This window comes from Chamaesiphon sp. GL140_3_metabinner_50 (genome assembly GCF_025361915.1).
Classification (GTDB): domain Bacteria; phylum Cyanobacteriota; class Cyanobacteriia; order Cyanobacteriales; family Chamaesiphonaceae; genus Chamaesiphon.
In genome coordinates this window covers 1-16,470 of sequence record NZ_JANYJC010000387.1, presented here as the reverse complement: position 1 = coordinate 16,470, position 16,470 = coordinate 1, and the positions used below count along the sequence as shown (strand labels likewise).

General features: G+C 46.1%; 15 protein-coding genes and 1 tRNA gene. 4 read left to right on the top strand and 12 right to left on the bottom strand.

The window, feature by feature from the left end:
• Nucleotides 1-200 precede the first annotated feature (200 nt).
• The 10 genes from Q0R35_RS18915 to purC form a co-directional block, all read right to left on the bottom strand.
• Complete coding sequence (locus tag Q0R35_RS18915) at nucleotides 201-1,559, bottom strand: O-antigen ligase (protein WP_295622124.1); 1,359 nt, start codon at nucleotides 1,557-1,559, stop codon at nucleotides 201-203.
• Complete coding sequence (locus tag Q0R35_RS18910; RefSeq protein ID WP_295622123.1) at nucleotides 1,552-2,994, bottom strand: IctB family putative bicarbonate transporter; 1,443 nt, start codon at nucleotides 2,992-2,994, stop codon at nucleotides 1,552-1,554. The genes Q0R35_RS18915 and Q0R35_RS18910 overlap by 8 nt, the downstream gene beginning before the upstream one ends.
• Nucleotides 2,995-2,999: 5 nt before the next feature.
• Nucleotides 3,000-3,137, bottom strand: a complete 138-nt coding sequence (locus tag Q0R35_RS18905; protein WP_295622122.1) for a hypothetical protein — start codon at nucleotides 3,135-3,137, stop codon at nucleotides 3,000-3,002.
• Between the two features lie 109 nt (nucleotides 3,138-3,246).
• A complete protein-coding gene (gene nuoK, locus Q0R35_RS18900) occupies nucleotides 3,247-3,552 on the bottom strand; it encodes an NADH-quinone oxidoreductase subunit NuoK (protein WP_295622145.1) in 306 nt (101 codons plus the stop codon).
• Nucleotides 3,553-3,585: 33 nt separating this feature from the next.
• Nucleotides 3,586-4,182: an NADH-quinone oxidoreductase subunit J gene (locus tag Q0R35_RS18895; RefSeq protein WP_295622121.1), complete on the bottom strand. Its 597-nt coding sequence runs from the start codon at nucleotides 4,180-4,182 to the stop codon at nucleotides 3,586-3,588.
• 80 nt (nucleotides 4,183-4,262) lie between these two features.
• The gene (ndhI, locus tag Q0R35_RS18890) at nucleotides 4,263-4,820 is read right to left on the bottom strand and encodes an NAD(P)H-quinone oxidoreductase subunit I (RefSeq protein WP_295622120.1); all 558 of its coding nucleotides are present in this window, start codon (nucleotides 4,818-4,820) and stop codon (nucleotides 4,263-4,265) included.
• A 131-nt stretch (nucleotides 4,821-4,951) separates the two neighbouring features.
• On the bottom strand, nucleotides 4,952-6,070 hold the full coding sequence (gene nuoH / locus Q0R35_RS18885) for an NADH-quinone oxidoreductase subunit NuoH (RefSeq protein ID WP_295622119.1): 1,119 nt from the start codon (nucleotides 6,068-6,070) through the stop codon (nucleotides 4,952-4,954).
• A gap of 163 nt (nucleotides 6,071-6,233) precedes the next feature.
• Nucleotides 6,234-6,536 carry a hypothetical protein gene (locus tag Q0R35_RS18880; protein WP_295622117.1) on the bottom strand — a complete coding sequence of 101 codons (303 nt, stop codon included), beginning with the start codon at nucleotides 6,534-6,536 and terminating at the stop codon, nucleotides 6,234-6,236.
• A 92-nt stretch (nucleotides 6,537-6,628) separates the two neighbouring features.
• Nucleotides 6,629-8,791, bottom strand: coding sequence for a BamA/TamA family outer membrane protein (locus Q0R35_RS18875; RefSeq protein ID WP_295622115.1), 2,163 nt, complete (start codon nucleotides 8,789-8,791; stop codon nucleotides 6,629-6,631).
• A 77-nt stretch (nucleotides 8,792-8,868) separates the two neighbouring features.
• Entirely contained in the window at nucleotides 8,869-9,597 is a 729-nt protein-coding gene (gene purC, locus Q0R35_RS18870) for a phosphoribosylaminoimidazolesuccinocarboxamide synthase (RefSeq protein ID WP_295622114.1), read from the bottom strand.
• 334 nt (nucleotides 9,598-9,931) lie between these two features.
• Here purC and Q0R35_RS18865 point away from each other — a divergent pair, with 334 nt between their 5' ends.
• On the top strand, nucleotides 9,932-10,198 hold the full coding sequence (locus Q0R35_RS18865; protein ID WP_295622113.1) for a hypothetical protein: 267 nt from the start codon (nucleotides 9,932-9,934) through the stop codon (nucleotides 10,196-10,198).
• Between the two features lie 120 nt (nucleotides 10,199-10,318).
• Here the strand turns inward: Q0R35_RS18865 and Q0R35_RS18860 are convergent, their stop codons facing one another.
• Entirely contained in the window at nucleotides 10,319-11,431 is a 1,113-nt protein-coding gene (locus tag Q0R35_RS18860) for a glycosyltransferase family 1 protein (protein WP_295622112.1), read from the bottom strand.
• Nucleotides 11,432-11,618: 187 nt separating this feature from the next.
• On the opposite strand from Q0R35_RS18860, the gene Q0R35_RS18855 reads away from it, so the two are divergent.
• Nucleotides 11,619-11,691: transfer RNA gene (locus tag Q0R35_RS18855), tRNA-Val, on the top strand.
• A gap of 64 nt (nucleotides 11,692-11,755) precedes the next feature.
• Here Q0R35_RS18855 and Q0R35_RS18850 read toward each other — a convergent pair.
• Nucleotides 11,756-13,534, bottom strand: coding sequence for an ABC transporter substrate-binding protein (locus Q0R35_RS18850; protein WP_295622110.1), 1,779 nt, complete (start codon nucleotides 13,532-13,534; stop codon nucleotides 11,756-11,758).
• A 153-nt stretch (nucleotides 13,535-13,687) separates the two neighbouring features.
• Here Q0R35_RS18850 and Q0R35_RS18845 point away from each other — a divergent pair, with 153 nt between their 5' ends.
• A complete protein-coding gene (locus tag Q0R35_RS18845) occupies nucleotides 13,688-14,839 on the top strand; it encodes an FtsW/RodA/SpoVE family cell cycle protein (RefSeq protein ID WP_295622109.1) in 1,152 nt (383 codons plus the stop codon).
• Between the two features lie 136 nt (nucleotides 14,840-14,975).
• Nucleotides 14,976-16,388, top strand: coding sequence for a 1-acyl-sn-glycerol-3-phosphate acyltransferase (locus Q0R35_RS18840; RefSeq protein WP_295622108.1), 1,413 nt, complete (start codon nucleotides 14,976-14,978; stop codon nucleotides 16,386-16,388).
• Nucleotides 16,389-16,470 lie beyond the last annotated feature (82 nt).

Below are 16,470 nucleotides of genomic sequence, written 5' to 3'. Positions count from 1 at the left end.
GCACAATCCAAAACTTGCGACTTTCGCGTAGCCGTAGCGTAGCGTCTCCGTAAGGAAAAGTATCCAAAATCCGTCTTGACTCAAACACATGCGGAGGGAACCTCCGCGTGATTTGAGTCGCTGCTTGGTGCGCTGAACCGTCGGGAAACCCGACGAGCGCGCATCCGCAAAATCCAAAATCCAAAATGATTTAGGGAAATTTACCTACGCGCGGTGGAAAGTTGGGATTGGTAAAATAAGCCACAAATACTTGACAGTAATAACCAAGCTAGCGTATTTAACCGCAGATCGGGTAGGGTGACATCGGTCATGTTAAACGTGATAAACCCTCCAAACGCCATTAGAAAGGTAAAAAAGATCGTGCGGGAGTGTCGCCAGTCGATCGGAAAATCGAGAAACAGCATGGTACCACGGGCGACAACCCAGCCGACGATCGCCACTAACCCGATCGTTGCGGGAATGCCGAGGCTAGATGATAACATTAGTAAAATGTTGTGCGGCTGACCGATCCAGATGCCGCTGTCAGCTTGATATAGTTGACCGAAACTCTGCATTCCCCACCCAGTAATCGGGCGTTCTCGAATGAGTTTCCAGGCGAATTTAAACTGCGCCGCCCGCGTCAGCGCACCAGGGCGATCTGGATACATTTCATCGGTAATTCTCGCCCAAAAATAACGCGGTACGATCGCTCGTAAGGGTTCTTTTAATGGCGATGGCGCGTATGCCGAACTAAAAATAACTGCCATCAGTGCAGAAACTAAACCGAGCAGCCAATACCAAGACAGATAGACGGCAAATATTAATATACTCGCGATCGCACCACCCCACGCCGATCGCGAACTAGTCAGAATTAAGGCGACTCCACACATTAGTAAAAACCCGCTCAGGTAAATTAATCTGGGCGATTTCCAGATCTCCTGGGGCTGTTTGCGATGTAGAAATTGCGAATCGTCATCACCGCGACTTTCCCAGGTATCTACCCACAATCCCAGAGCCATCATAAACACCATTTGCAAGTATTCAGCCAATCCGGTGGCATAGCCGAATAACGATGCCATCCGTCCGAGGGGATTACCGCCAGGATTCAGTCCCCACAAGCGAATCGGCGTATCCATTACTGAAATTTCACTCCCCCAATCCAGCCATAACTCACCAAACCCCAGCAGAATAATGGGAATGGCAGATATTAAGAAAATCCACGCTAGCTGACGTAATTGCGCGGTTGTCTGAATCAGCACGCTATAAGCCGCAAAGAAGCCGAAATGAGGCAACAAATTTGTCAATCCCAATAGCGCATCGCCAGGAGACACGGCAAATAGCGACACAAAAATCGACCAGATCGCCCATCCCGCCAGTCCCCAATTTAACCGATGGCGGAGAATTTCTGGTCTAGCTCTCGCCCAAGTTAATACTAAGGCAATAAAAATCGGAAATACAGCGATCGCCGGAAGTACTGGAAAAATTAAGAAGCCAATCCTGGCAAATTTCCACGGAGCTTGGAGCTGAGGATTGGGATGTCGCCAATTCGAGCCAGGAATCAGGGCAAAAAGGTTAGGCATCGACAGAATATGAAGGAAGGAGATCGTTGGTAGGGGGTGCTTCTAGATCTCGTTCCGTCACTCCTGGATAAAAACTAGCGATAATCCCAATTGTCAACCACCATAGGGTTTGAATATCGGGGCGATACCAGACGGTATCGGTAGCTCCTTGAAAGAGTGCCGCTACCATCGAAACCATTGCCGCCATCAGCCAAAAAGCCTGTGGATCTGCGGTGGAGCGCAATCGGCGCAAACCTTGAATCCCGCAGTTAAACGTGACTAGCAGTGCCCAGATCAGACAGGCAAACCCCAGATAACCAATTTCGACGATCGTTTCGAGAAAAATTGAGTAGGCACCTGTGGCACTGAAGCGGGGGCTAGTTTGGTAAATAGGATAAATCTTCTTAAACACGCGATCTCCCGGCCCAAAGCCCAGTAGGGGTCGATCGCGAATCATTTTGCCGACTGCCTTCCAGACTTCGAGCCGGACGTTATTACTACTATCTTTACTACCGCTAAAAATACTCAACACCCGATCGCGCAACATCGGAATCGCTAACATTATCAGTCCGCCGAGGACAATAATAACGCCTAATGCTAGCGGCAATCCCCAAGATTTCCAAAATTTAGGCAATGTCGGTCGCAACCAATAATAAACTAAGGCAGCACCAACAAAAATCCCGACTAATGCCCCAACCCAGGCACCACGAGCGTATGTCGCCTGCAAGCAGTAAGTATTTGTCACTACCATTACCATCGCCAGTGTTTTTTGGAGCCAGCCGCGCCAGATAAAACAGGCGGCGACACTAAATGCGATCGCCGGTAAGAGATAGGCGGCTAACTGATTGGGGTTTAAAATATAGCTATACACTCGCGTCGTTTTAGCCAGTGTAGACTCAGCATCTACCCACGTTGCCAACTGTTTGGCACCATAAATCGACTGATGAACGCCATAGACGCTCACGAATAGCGCGATGTGTAAATAAATGGCAATCAGCCAGTTCCGAATTCGACTCGATCGACACAACCGCGCCAACATCACAAATAATAATAGGTATAGGCTAAGTTTACTCAATCCGCCCATTGCCGCATCTCGTACTGGCGATAAACCAGTCGCAATCGCCGATACCGCCCAAAATAATAGAATAGCAACATGAATGGGTGTAATGCCCCCAGTTCGATCGTCACAGAGAGTCAATAATACCCAGAAAGCAGCCACCGCAGCCATTAGCAACCCGACTGTTTCGGTAGACAATCCAGGGATAGACTTTTCAAAGGGGGCTAAAATAAAGACAAATGAAGTCAGAATTGCCCCAATTTCATCGCCCCACTGCATCACCCAGCTCTGCTGTCGCCAAGATCGCAGGCTCCCCACCCAGCGATGAATGTAGCTAGCATCAACCCAAATATTGGGGGATAGATCGGATAATGTCAGCCGTTGCCAAAAAGAATACATCACAATTAATCGTAAGTTGTCAATCGACAGCAATTCTTGTTATGAAAGTTGAGATTGGTGATGGTAGTTTTTAAAAATAAAACTGCTGCAATCCGCATGATGTCGTCAACAACCTGACAGTCGATGCACTTAAATAGTGCCATTTTAAAATGAGTATGTCTGAACGGGTTTTTAATATGGATAGCAGATCGCCTATCCACTATCCACTATTCACTCACTCCAGATGTCTAACTTGACACTAAAAAGCAAGTATTACCACTTGAGTAAGTTAAATTGTTCCATATCTACAGTATCGCGGTTGCGATAAATCGATAGCACGATTGCTAGTCCGACAGCAGCTTCAGCAGCGGCGATCGCAATTACAAAAATCGTGAATACTTGTCCCTTAATCTCGACAGGATCGATATAGTTAGAAAATCCCATCAGGTTTAAATTGACAGCATTTAACATTAGTTCGATCGACATTAAGACGCGGACGGCGTTACGACTGATTACCAGCCCATAAATGCCGATACAGAATAGTGCGGCGGCTAAAATTAGAAAATATGGTAGTTGCAGCATAATATGAATTTTCTTGTTACTTATTACCGATTACTTTTCAATTCCCACCAACTCTCTCGGACGTTCGGGAAGTGTCAAACTATCTTGAGTCGAAGTGCCCACAATAGCACTGTCTGGCATAAAGTCTCTTCGTGCCAAGACGATCGCACCGATCATCGACATCAATAGTAATACTGAAGCCAGCTCGAATGGTAACAGAAAATCAGTGAAAAAATGCTTGGCGATCGGGACGACGGTGCTAGTTAACGGCATTGTTGTGGAAATTTTCCACGGTGTCACGATCGATACAGAACTCAATAGTGCGAACAAACCAGCACAAACTACTGCTGTCGATCCTTGTCTGATCCAAGCATTTTTCATTGGTTTGAAATCTTCGCGTTTATTTACCAACATAATGGCAAATAAGATCAGTACATTTACCGCACCGACATACACTAAAATTTGTGCCGCCGACACAAAATCAGCATTGAGCAGAATATAAATTCCGGCCATACTAATAAATACTCCGCCTAACAAGAAGGCAGAATAAACAATATTCGCAAATAAAACTACACCCAAAGCTGCTCCCAGCATCATGACAGAGAGAATGCCAAATGTAACTAATCGAACGCCTTCAGCAATTTCCATTGTTATTAATTATGTGTAAGTCTCAATTATTTGGTTCGATCTGCCGATCTTATTCGCAGCTAATAAGATCGGCTTTGTACTTATTTATTGCTGTTAGCACGTTGAGAACCAGCAGGCAAATCGTGAGGTTCCATCACACCTTTTGGTAAGTATGCCATCGTCCGCAGTGCAGTCACCATCGGATCGTCAGTTACTTTAGTTGGTAGGCGACCTAGAGCGACACTATCATAATTAAGTTGGTGTCGATCGAATGTTGCCATTTCGTATTCTTCAGTCATCGATAGGCAATTGGTCGGACAATATTCGACACAATTACCGCAAAAGATACACACCCCAAAATCGATACTATAACTATTGAGTTTCTTTTTCTTGGTAGCTTTGTCGAACTCATAATCAACTACGGGTAAGTTGATCGGACATACCCGCACGCAGACTTCGCAGGAGATACATTTATCAAATTCAAAATGAATCCGTCCCCGAAACCGTTCGGATGGAATTAGCTTTTCATAAGGATACTGAACCGTAATCGGACGGCGTTGCATGTGGTCGAAGGTAACAGCCAATCCTTGACCGATATATTTAGCCGCTTGAGCTGTTTCTTTACCGTAATCGACTACTTGTTTGAGAAATTTCAACATGACAGATGGGAGGTGGGGAGAGTAAGAAGTAAGAAGTAAGGAGTAAGAAGTAAGAAGTAAAATTGCTTCTAAAGTATGGAACATAGTTCCAAAACCTAAAACCTAAAGCCTAAAGCCTAAAGCCTAATTAATTACCCGCCAAAAGCGTTAGGAAAGGCAAGCTTGAGTGCGGCGGTAATTAGGAGATTGGCTAGAGAGATGGGTAGGAGAAATTTCCAGCCGAGATTGAGGAGTTGGTCGATGCGGACGCGGGGGACTGTCCAGCGGGTGAGAATGGCGAGGAAGACTAAGAAATAGGCTTTGAGGACAGTCATCGTAATTCCTAACGATGCATCGACGACTTGTACCCAGGAAGTAGTAGGATCGACACCGAGGACATTGCTAATTAATTCGATCGGAACTGGACTCGACCACCCACCCAGATACAGGATCGCCACTAGTAGTGCCGACAATACTAGATTAACGTAGGAAGCGATGTAGAAGAGGGCGAACTTCATGCCGGAGTATTCGGTCTGATAGCCAGCTACTAGCTCTTCCTCAGCCTCTGGAAGGTCGAAGGGCAAACGTTCGCACTCGGCTAATGCTGCAATCCAGAAAATGACAAATCCGACGGGTTGTCGCCAAATATTCCAAGAGAGGATACCGTAACCAGATTGTTGATGCACGATATCGATCGTACTCAGACTATTAGACATTAATACGATCGCTAGTACCGATAATGCCAGCGGAATTTCGTAGCTAATCGATTGAGCGGCGGCACGCAGGCCACCAATGAGCGAATACTTATTATTAGAGGCATATCCAGACATCAACAAGCCAATCGGCACGACGCTAGATAATGCAATCCACAAAAATACGCCTGTATTAACGTTGGTAATTACTAAATTCTGACCGAAGGGAACGATCAAATACGAGATAAATACCGGGAGAACGACCAAAATCGGCCCGACGGTGAAGAGAATCGGATCGGCATTGGCGGGGGTAATATCTTCTTTAAATACTAGCTTCAAACCATCGGCAACTGGTTGGAGTACCCCCAGTGGGCCAGCATATTCTGGGCCGATCCGCTGTTGGACGGCGGCGGAAATTTTCCGCTCTAACCAGACATTGACGAGTACGCCAACTGTGGCACCAATAATCATCAGCAACATCGGAAACGGCATCCACAGAACTTTTGCCAGTTCGGCAGAAATACCAAAGTCGCTGAGGGATTGGATAAAAGTCCCTTGAAGGTCAATACCTGAATTCATATAGCCGCCCTTCGTTAATTGCTGAGGTTAGGTTGGTGATGAGAGAAAAATATGAGTGTAATTTTCCCTACCAGTATATCGCGGCGCGGGGATCTGGCGATCGAATGACTTACGAATCGATCGGCGGCTAGAGAATCTGCTCTGACTATAGTGCCTGGGTAATTTAGCCTCTAGCTCGATAGAGACTACAGACAAGATCGCCATCTTTGCGCGATCGAAATAATGACATATTCCCATCAGGTTCGGTTATCGATCGATCTCGACAATCATAAGATGCCGTCGGTCGTTCGATGCCGTCGGTACTCACCATTGCCTGATATTGCCAGTAATTCTTCGCACTCCGCTCGATTTTGAGAATACAAATCCGATGTCCGTCTACCTGACGACAAAATTGGGCACTAGCTGGAGCCATCTTTACGCACCAGACTAATAACCCGATCGATAATAATTTAAATAGATTAGTCAACACCGCTTAACCAAAATTCGATAAAGCCTCAATCTAGGCAGGGGCGATCTATAAATTGCCCTTACCTAAATCTCCTGCGATCGATTATAAACTTAGAATCTTTCTCCAATCCCAAATTGAATCCGGGTTTCCGAACGATTATTGAGCGCGTAATCGATCCGAATTGGGCCGATGGGCGAATTGATCCGGATGCCAGCACCATAGCCAAAACCGTTACCAGGTTTGCCCCGAACGCCGCCGGGATTGCCTGGAACGCTACTGCCAGTACCCAAATCGCTACCATAATCGGCAAAGATTTCACCACCGACAATCGAAATCAGCGGGAAGCGATATTCGGCTGTTGCCTGAAGGTAGCTGCGTCCCGCACCAACATCGCCATCCTCATATCCGCGTACCGAGCTGGTACCACCTAAGCTAAAGGCTTCATAAGGTGGTAAATCGCCCAAAATCGTACCACCTTGAACGTTAAACACTAATGCTTGCGAACCTGGTGTAAAGTTAATCAACTTCACTGGCGTGTAATTGGTAAAACTCGCTCTGGCTCTGGTCATAAAGATATTCCCGGTTCCCACTGGCACCGATTGATCCAGCCCCAATTTGAGCAATGTGCCTTGAGTCGGATCGGTGAAACTATTACGTAAATCTTGAGTCAGCCCCAACTGTACCATCAACAGATCGTCTTGACCAGTTTTACTAAAGCTCAGATCGTTACCTTTATCATCTTTAGGAACGATCGCACTACCATTGATATCGCGAATAGACACGCGCTGATATTGTACGCCCAGAGAGCCGCGCCAAGCACTATCGGTAAACGGATCGCCATTGAGCGGACGACTGAAGGTAATTCCGCCACCCTGCCTGAAAATTGTCGGCGTGTCGGTAGTTCCGGGTACGAAAGTTGGTGTTTTACCACCGCCGTATACTAACGATAACGATCGACGTTGAAAGACATTCGCATTGTAAGATGTCCGATTGGGATCGGTAGCAATCCACGGATCTGAGAAGTTAAGGTCGTAGAGTAAATCCCTGGTACCAATTTGCAGTTCGGCTCCTAATTTCTGAGCGTTACCCCCAACATTGAGTTGGTTATAACTGATGCTTCCAAATAAACCATTGGTCGAACTGATCCCACCCCCCGCAATAATCGAAGAAGTTTTTCGCTCGATGACGTTAAATTGTAATATTACTCGTGCTGGATCGGTACCTGAAGCAAAAGATACGCGCACATCGTCAAAAATCCCCAATCCATAAATCCGCCGCAAATCTTTTTCAGCAGTATTGCGGTTAAAAATTTTGCCCGGTTTTAATTCAGCTTCGCGGGTGACAATAAAGGGGCGAGTGTTACCTGTAATCGGTTTTTTCTTGTCGTCAACTAAGGAACCTTCTTTATTCAAAAAGCGCACCTGGACATCTTCAATCAGTCCTTCAGCGATGACCAGAGTTAGTTTGCCATCGGCACCGAGTTCTTCGACATCTACCACTTGAGCGAGGTTATAGCCCTGCTGTTGGTAAAGTTGATTTAATTGTTTGATAGCGGCTTGAAGATCGACAGCATTTAATTGCTTGCCATACTGGCTCTTAAATAAACTATCGACATCGGCTTGCTTGAGGACGGTGCTGCTATTAGCTGGCAACGTTCTAATTTGCACCTGTGCGAGGTTTCCGTAAGGCGTGACTAAGAAACTGAGTCTGACCCCTTTGGCAGTATCTTCGGGGATGATTTCGACCGCAGAGAAGGCACCTAGAGCTTTAATTGCATTGAGGTTTTGCTCTAATTGTTCGCGAGTTGTGGGTTGTCCGGCTTTGACAGTCAGAATTTGCCGAATTTTTGACTCTAGCTCTGGTGCTAAGGTACCTTTAGGATTTTTGATAATAATATCGGAAACTAAGACCTGCTTGCGATCGGGTGTAGTTGCAGGTGTCGCAGGTGCTTGGCTCTGTGGCGGCGTAGTTGGGGTGGTAACGGCGGCGGGTTTTTTGACTGGTGTGCGAGTTTTGCGTCGTGTAGTTTGGGCGAGTAATTCTTTAGCGGTGGGAATCTCGGATCGCACCGATGGCTGTGAGTTAGTGGCAGCCGCGATCGATGTATTTGGCGATCTCAACCCTGCTAAACTACTAGACGAGAGGATTTTCTCATTTGTATAACCGCTCCGTTGTAAATTGGGAGCGGATTGTGCGGTTGCCGTGACGGTGTGAGCTAGCTGCACGATCGTCGCAACTGTAACGATCGACAGTAATTTAGATTTAAATTTCATTTATTTGTATTATATATAGCGGTAGCGATCGCTAGCTAGAGGGCATAATAGTCTCTATCCTAGTTGTCCGCTGCACTCTACTCTTTGACTCCTAAAACTCTGGCTAATACTTGTTGATAAGCATCCTCAACATTACCCAGATCCCGGCGGAACCGATCTTTATCTAAGACTCGTAAATTGGCATCGGGTTCCCCAGTCAACCATAACCGACAACTATCGGGACTAATTTCATCAGCTAGTAAAATTTGCTGGTGCTTGTCTACACCAAATTCAATCTTAAAATCAACCAGCGTAATTCCACACTGTTGAAAAAATTCTTGCAAGATCCGATCGATTTCAATTGCCTTAGCAGCTAAGATCTCGATTTGCTCTGGGGTTGCCAATTCCATTAATAGTAATCGATCGCGCGTCAATAACGGATCGCCTAAAGCATCATTTTTATAGAAAAATTCTACTAATGGTTGTGGTAAAATCGTCCCTAAAGCAATCCCAGTCTGTTGGCATAAACTTCCCGCCGCAATATTACGAACGACAACTTCGATCGGGATAATTTTTACCGATTTAACTCGCATCTCATGAGTAGATGGACAATCGATATAATGGGTGGCAATGCCCCGTGCTTCGATCGCCCGAAACAAGTGTGCGGCAATCTGACAGTTAATTTCGCCTTTACCGACGATCGTGCCGCGCTTTTGGGCGTTAAAGGCGGTAGCATCATCCTTAAAGTAAGCTAGTAAGATCTCTGGATCGTCTGTGGCGTAGAGAATTTTTGCCTTACCTTCGTAAATCTGTGGATGACAATTCATGCTGAAATAGTTAGAATTATGGGAACGAAACCAATTTTTGACCTACAAATTGGCCAGGATTGTGTGTATTTATCGATAGTCAACACTATAGATCTTAATCGCCAATGTTCCATCTGCGATCGCTCAGATCGATAAAAGGTTAAGATCGGCACAAATTTACATTGGCATCATCGCATAGAATTTAAGCAAACTGCCGCTATGTCAGACAATGGGTGTCAATTTGGCTGTAGACTTACTCATCAATCTTCTGTAGGTTTTCCCTGAGGTGGTAGTACCAGCAACCTCAAAACTTTCGATTGTCGATCGGACCGCCACAATTTAGGATGCAAGATTAATGTCAAAACCGAGCGATTTCTTCATATACAACAATAACCGCTACAACGGCGACTTTACCCCCCAGCATTTGGTTTTTAACAGCAACCTCCAAGAATTTACGCAGCGAGTCAGTTTTATCTGTAGTCTAGAAACTGCGGGTAAGCTCACGCCAGAAGAATCTTACCAACAGATTAAGGCTCTGTGGAAAGGACTCAAACGGAGCAAGAAACAGCTCGGCATCGGGGAGCAAGTTAGTAATGATGGGAATGGAGAGTTGGGGGAGTAAGGAGTAAGGAGTAGGGAGTAAGAGGAGTGTGGAAAGTGTAGGGGAAGAAACCTAGAACGCAGTTCTAAAGCCTAAAGCCTAATACCTAACACCTAACACCTAACGCCTAAGACCTAACACCTAATTCCCTACGACTTGCTGATAATATTTTTGTAATTGCTTTGTTGCTGCTGCCCAACCCCAGCGTTCGGCTTCGGTGCGGGCATTTTTGCGGAGCTGGAGATTGGCAGTCGGATCGGCAAATAGTTTTTGAGTTGCGACGATCGCGCCTTGAGGATCTTGAGGATCGAATAAGTAGCCATTGTGCCCATCTGTAATAATATCAGGAATGCCACCCGATCGGGCGGCGATCGCCGGACAACCCGCAGCCATCGCTTCGAGCAGCACTAATCCCAGCGTCTCCGTGCGTGATGGAAAAATAAACGCATCCGCCGCAGCATAAGCCGCAGCTAATTTTTCACCCCCCAAATAACCTACAAAATGAGTCGGCGTATCGGCAAAATAGCTCTCCAAACAAGTGCGATGAGGGCCATCCCCAACGATCGCTAGTCGCGCGCCTGGAATTGCGGCTAAAATAGGCTTAATCCGCTCGATTTCCTTTTCAGCTCCAAGTCTACCTACATACAGTAATAGGCGGCACTCAGGCTCACCTCGGCTCAAATAATGCCGCATTTCGGGCGTTGCTCTAGCTGGATGAAAAGTTTCGGTATCAACTCCCCGCTGCCATAAATCTACTCGCTCGATGCCATGCGCGGTCAGTTCCCGCACCATCGCACTAGAAGTACAAAGATTTAACTCGGCTTGATTGTGCGCCCCCTTTAATAACTCCCACAATAATCCTTCTAACATGCCCAATCCGTAATGGTGTAAGTATTTGGGGAGATGGGTATGGTACGAAGCGACTAGCGGAATCCCGTGCAATTTTGCATAAAAAATTCCAGCTAGCCCTAAAACTGCTGGATTGACGACGTGGATTAGATCTGGCTGAAATTTGGCTAATTCTTGACCGATTTCTGGGCGGGGTAAGGCTAACTTGAGTTCGGGATACAGCGGTAAGGGAAAAGCAGACAATCCATAGATCCTCGCACCCTGATAAGATGTCATCCCACCTGAAGGGCAAAAAACCAAGACATCATCGCCATGTCGTTGCAGTTGCTCGATCGTATGTTTGAGCCGAGTGACAATGCCATCGACTTTCGGTAAAAAAGTTTCAGTGAATAGAGCAATACGCATCGGTTACCAGCTATGGATAATCTTGTAATCTTAGGGCGATCGATCCGCATCTTACCGCATCTGGATGCCAGATCGATCGGGAAATGGGCAACAGTAGCATCGCACCTGTTCCCCTGTTAAAGTATTTGCAGCTTACCACTTGACTCGACCTGTTCGATCGGGTATATTGGATAAGCGCAAAAAAAGCGGACGGTTAGCTCAGTTGGTAGAGCTCCTGCCTTACAAGCAGGCTGTCACAGGTTCGAGTCCTGTACCGTCCATTTAAAAATTTAGTTGGCTGATTTAGATGTAAGGGCAGCTTAGATCGATCGCCGAGTGGTTGAATTATTCCGCACTAATCGTTAATGATGGTAAGTTCCAGAATGGCCCATTAATGGGTGAATAATCAATCCCTTTAACGCGATTTTTAATTGCGGAGAGCGATAGAGCATTAACTAAGTAAATACATGGCAAGTTATCTTGAGTAACTTTCTGACTTTCACCATATAGTTGACGGCGTTTCTCTTCATTTAATTCTTGAGCGGCTTGAATGTAAAGATCGTCAATTTTCTTCTCCCAATCGGCGACTCGACGATCGGTAAGTTGAGTTTTACCTTTGGCAGGTTTGAGGTTAAATATATGAGATCCGCCATCTACAGACCAGAAGTTTGCACCATCATTTGGTTCTGCTCCACCTGTAAACCCAATTAATAAACTATCCCACTCTAGTGAATTATCGATCCGATCGATTAACAGACTAAAAGCGACTGGTGTAAAATCAACTTCGATGCCAATTAAAGCTAGATCTTGTTTGATTTGAGTACCCAATGCCTCGCGGATTTTATTACCAGAATTGGTGATTAATGTGAACCTGACTGGATTATCGCGATCGTCGATGAGTTTATTTTGTTCGTTGTATTTAAAGCCTGCTTCGGTAAATAATGCCTTAGCTTTTTGGGGACTATAATCGTAAAAGGGTAATCCCTGTTCGCGAGATAGATAATAAGGACTAGGTACAGAAATTGGCGAATCTTGGGGCGCACCCAAACCGCGATAGATATTATTAATCATCCGTTGCCGATTGATACCATAAGCGATCGCCTGACGAAATTTGATATTATTAAACCATCGCGATTTGATCGGATCGACTAGCGGTTTACCCTCTCTTTCCCCTTCATTGAGATTGAATGACATAAAAGTCGTTCCGGTTGCTGGCCCACCATTATAGATTTTATAGCCACCTTTTTGTTCTTCTTTTTTGAGTAGTGAAAAGAAATCTGGCGATACTCCATAAGAATCTAAACCACCCGATCGAAACTGTACCAAGGCTGTATCGGTCGATTCGACAATTTGCCAGACTGCTCGATCGATATAGGGTTGTTGCTTGCCTTGAGCATCCTTACGCCAATAGTAAGGATTCTTTTTAAAAACTAATCGTTCCCCAGGAGTATATGAATCAAGCATAAACATCCCGTTAGAAACCAAGTCTGCTGGCTTGGTATTAATTCCCCAAGTACTCAAAAATAGTGGCTTACCTTTATTATCTTTTTGTACGACTGTCGGGCGTAATTTATGAGCGGGGAGAATACTAATTCCTAGCGTCCGTAAGAAGGGTGCAAATGGTTCTGGAGTGGTAAATTCGATTCGATTAGCATCGATTTTTTTAATGACAGGTAGTTTGCGATCTTTGCCAATTTTGAGTACATCTCGCGTATCGGTCGGGATTTCTTCATTAAAGAAAACTTCATTAAAAGTAAACGCCACATCATCGATCGTTAATGGCGCACCATCCGACCATTTAAGATTTTGCTTGAGCGTAAAGGTAATGCTTTTTTTGTCTGGCGAAACGACCCAAGATTCGGCTAGTGCTGGTTGAATTTCGCCTTTTCCATCTTCAGTAATCAATCCTTCACCGACGTAGCCAAAGATATTTGGCGATTCATTACTTAATGCCGCATTAAAAGTCTTAGGATCGCTCAGAATTGCCGAAACTAATTGATTAGTGGTTTGGGCTGAAGAAGATGGGACGATCGCGCGACAACTGCCAATCCCGACTGCGATCGCACAGACTAACAATAAAGTCTGCCAACGCTGCCATTGAAAATTTAGGATATTCTTTAACATTCTGAAAATTTAGGTATAAATAGAAATTGTTAATTAAGAATCAGAGCGACAGATCCAATCTATAGATGTTGTGGTTAAATAGGATAAGTTTTCGTTTGCATCTAAGTTCGCGACTACTGTGATTCGTGCAAAACCTTACCCCTTGCCCATATTGTGAACTTGCGCCTTTTGTTTCCATTTTTCGATCCTACGGTAAAAGACTGGTCGTTAACAGCACGATTGTTGCGGTGGCTGACTTTTTTGTGGCTGACGCTCGGCATCTTTGTCTTGTTCTCAGCATCCTATTATCATGGGGAGGTCGAGCAAAAGGATGGATTCTATTATTCCGTGCGTCAAGTCTTTTGGATTTTTAGTAGTCTACTGCTATTTAATGCGATCGTCCATTCGCCACTAAGTAAATTACTAAAAGTTTCTCACTGGATTTTGTTAGGAATGGTAATGTTGCTACTGCTAACTTTACTGCCAGGAATCAGTAAAACGACGATGGGGGCGAGTCGGTGGGTGGGAATTGGGCCGATCGTCATTCAACCATCAGAAATAATTAAACCCTTTTTAGTGTTGCAAGCGGCGAAAATTTTTGGACGATGGCAACATTATCCCCGCAAAGTGCGGATAACTTGGCTGGTAGTATTTGCGATCGGGTTACTCGCAATTTTAAAACAACCTAACCTTAGTACGACATCCCTGTGTGGGATGGGGTTGTGGTCGATCGCGTTTGCGGCAGGTTTGCCCATGCGACACCTGACGGGAACGGCTGTTGGTGGCTTTGTTGTCGCGTTGATGAGTCTGGCGATCAACTCGTATCAGCGCGCGCGGATGCTGTCATTTCTCGATCCGTGGCCCCAGGCGCAGGGTGAGGGGCTGCAACTCGTCCAAAGCTTGATTGCGATCGGCTCTGGCGGCGTTCTAGGTAAGGGGTTTGGGCTATCTCACCAAAAATTAGATTACTTACCAATTCAAGATACAGATTTTATTTTCTCGGTATTTGCTGAAGAATTTGGACTAGTTGGCAGCGTGCTGCTGTTGGTACTAGTCATGAGTTACGCCACCTTGGGCTTATTAATTGCCAAGCGCAGCCATCATCCCGTCCATCGCCTGATTGCCGTGGGTGCGACAACTTTTATCGTTCTCCAGTCGTTATTTAATATTGGCGTTGCCGTGGGGGTTCTACCCACGACTGGTGTGCCATTACCGATGTTTAGCTATGGCGGAAGCTCGACGATCGCCTCATTGATTCAGTCGGCACTATTAATTCGCGTCGCCCGCGAGTCAGCCGCCGCAAAAGTGATTAAAATTAGAGCATAGAAACTGAAATTTGCCGTGGTAAAGTTGCTACCTAAATTGACGGGTAACACCTAGATTTACCCAATATCAGTCATTTATACGGTGATTAATTTTACAATTAGAGCTATTCTCTACGGGGTCAGAGAGTATATCCCGCATGTCCCAAATTACCAAAGCTCAGCCAAGATTGGCATTTTCACCACCTAAATTCAACCTGTGGGTGCTGCGGCTAGTCACTTGGGTGTTGCCTTACTGGTTAAAATCCAAACTTCGCATTACGAAAGTCGATGTCACCGATATCGATCGATTAGTCGAAGTCTATAAGCAGTCGCAAATGGGCAGATTGCGGTTGATACTGGCATTTCGCCATCCCAGTCGCGATGATTCGGCTTGTTTGGGGTATTTATTGACAAATCTGTTGCCCAAAGCTGCCAGAAAGCATCGGATCTCGCTCAAACCGCCGATCTTCGCTCACTTTATCTACGATCGCGGTATTCCCCTCTGGGCGGGTAAAATTGTCAGTCGGTGGTATCCACTCCTTGGCGGCATCCCGATCCATCGGGGTCGAGTCGATCGAGTCGGACTCCAGACCGCCAAAGATGTATTAGTTAGCGGTCGGATGCCCCTCGCCATCGCCCCAGAAGGTGCCACAAATGGACTGAGTGAGTTTGTTAGCCCCTTAGAGTCAGAAGCCGCTCAGATTGGATTTGAGGCGATGGAGGAGCTAGTGCGAGTCGGTCGAGAAGAAGATGTGTTGATCGTCCCGCTTGGCATTCAATATTATTATTTAGATGAGCCGTGGCGCGAATTAGAACTACTGATTTACCAGTTAGAACAAGACTGCGGCTTGGGTGTCGATCGTCATGACTCGCTGATCGCGATCGACCAAAACGATCGCCGACCGATGCAAAAGCTACTCTACGACAGGTTTTACCGATTGACTCAGCATTTGCTGTACCAAATCGAAAATTTCTACGCCCAGTTCTATCGTTATGAAATTCCCGAACGTCCCCCGATCGAACAATCGATCTCGCGCACCGAGATTTCCCAACGACTCCAAATGCTGTTTGAGTTTGCGTTACAAGTATCTGAAGGTTATTTTAATCTGATCCCACAAGGTACTAAAAGCGATCGTTCTCGGCAGATCGAACAAGCTGGCTGGGACTGGATTTATCGAGAAGAATTGACATCTCCCCAGAATTTATCTTTAGTCAGTCGGCGATTGGCCGATCGCATTGCCAGTGAAGCCGATTTGCGGATGTGGCACATGCGGATCGTCGAAAGCTTCGCCACGATCGCGAGTTCCTATATCAAAGACCGCCCGACGATCGACCGATTTGCCGAAATATCCCTCCTGCTCTGGGATTTAGTCAATCTCATCAAAGGCGAAAAATCCACCAAACCACCCATGCTCGGCAACCGCCGCGTCCACCTGACGATCGGCAATCCCATCCCCCTCTCCGATTACTGGGATCGCTACCAAAGCGGTCGCCGCCAAGCCAAGCAAGCCACCATCGACCTCACTCAAGAGTTGCAGACAGCGATGGAAGGTACGTTGGATAAGGGGTAGAGGAGATGGGAGATGGGAGCGGGGAGATGGGAGACGGGGAGATGGGGAGACGGAGGGACGGGGAGACGCGGAGCGGGAATAG

What these genes read in the sequence shown, in the direction of transcription:
- Q0R35_RS18915 (WP_295622124.1), bottom strand. Translation starts at nt 1,559, where the DNA reads ATGCCTAACCTTTTTGCCCTGATTCCTGGCTCGAATTGGCGACATCCC.
- Q0R35_RS18910 (WP_295622123.1), bottom strand. Translation starts at nt 2,994, where the DNA reads ATGTATTCTTTTTGGCAACGGCTGACATTATCCGATCTATCCCCCAAT.
- Q0R35_RS18905 (WP_295622122.1), bottom strand. Translation starts at nt 3,137, where the DNA reads ATGGCACTATTTAAGTGCATCGACTGTCAGGTTGTTGACGACATCATG.
- Q0R35_RS18895 (WP_295622121.1), bottom strand. Translation starts at nt 4,182, where the DNA reads ATGGAAATTGCTGAAGGCGTTCGATTAGTTACATTTGGCATTCTCTCT.
- ndhI (WP_295622120.1), bottom strand. Translation starts at nt 4,820, where the DNA reads ATGTTGAAATTTCTCAAACAAGTAGTCGATTACGGTAAAGAAACAGCT.
- nuoH (WP_295622119.1), bottom strand. Translation starts at nt 6,070, where the DNA reads ATGAATTCAGGTATTGACCTTCAAGGGACTTTTATCCAATCCCTCAGC.
- Q0R35_RS18875 (WP_295622115.1), bottom strand. Translation starts at nt 8,791, where the DNA reads ATGAAATTTAAATCTAAATTACTGTCGATCGTTACAGTTGCGACGATC.
- purC (WP_295622114.1), bottom strand. Translation starts at nt 9,597, where the DNA reads ATGAATTGTCATCCACAGATTTACGAAGGTAAGGCAAAAATTCTCTAC.
- Q0R35_RS18865 (WP_295622113.1), top strand. Translation starts at nt 9,932, where the DNA reads ATGTCAAAACCGAGCGATTTCTTCATATACAACAATAACCGCTACAAC.
- Q0R35_RS18860 (WP_295622112.1), bottom strand. Translation starts at nt 11,431, where the DNA reads ATGCGTATTGCTCTATTCACTGAAACTTTTTTACCGAAAGTCGATGGC.
- Q0R35_RS18850 (WP_295622110.1), bottom strand. Translation starts at nt 13,534, where the DNA reads ATGTTAAAGAATATCCTAAATTTTCAATGGCAGCGTTGGCAGACTTTA.
- Q0R35_RS18840 (WP_295622108.1), top strand. Translation starts at nt 14,976, where the DNA reads ATGTCCCAAATTACCAAAGCTCAGCCAAGATTGGCATTTTCACCACCT.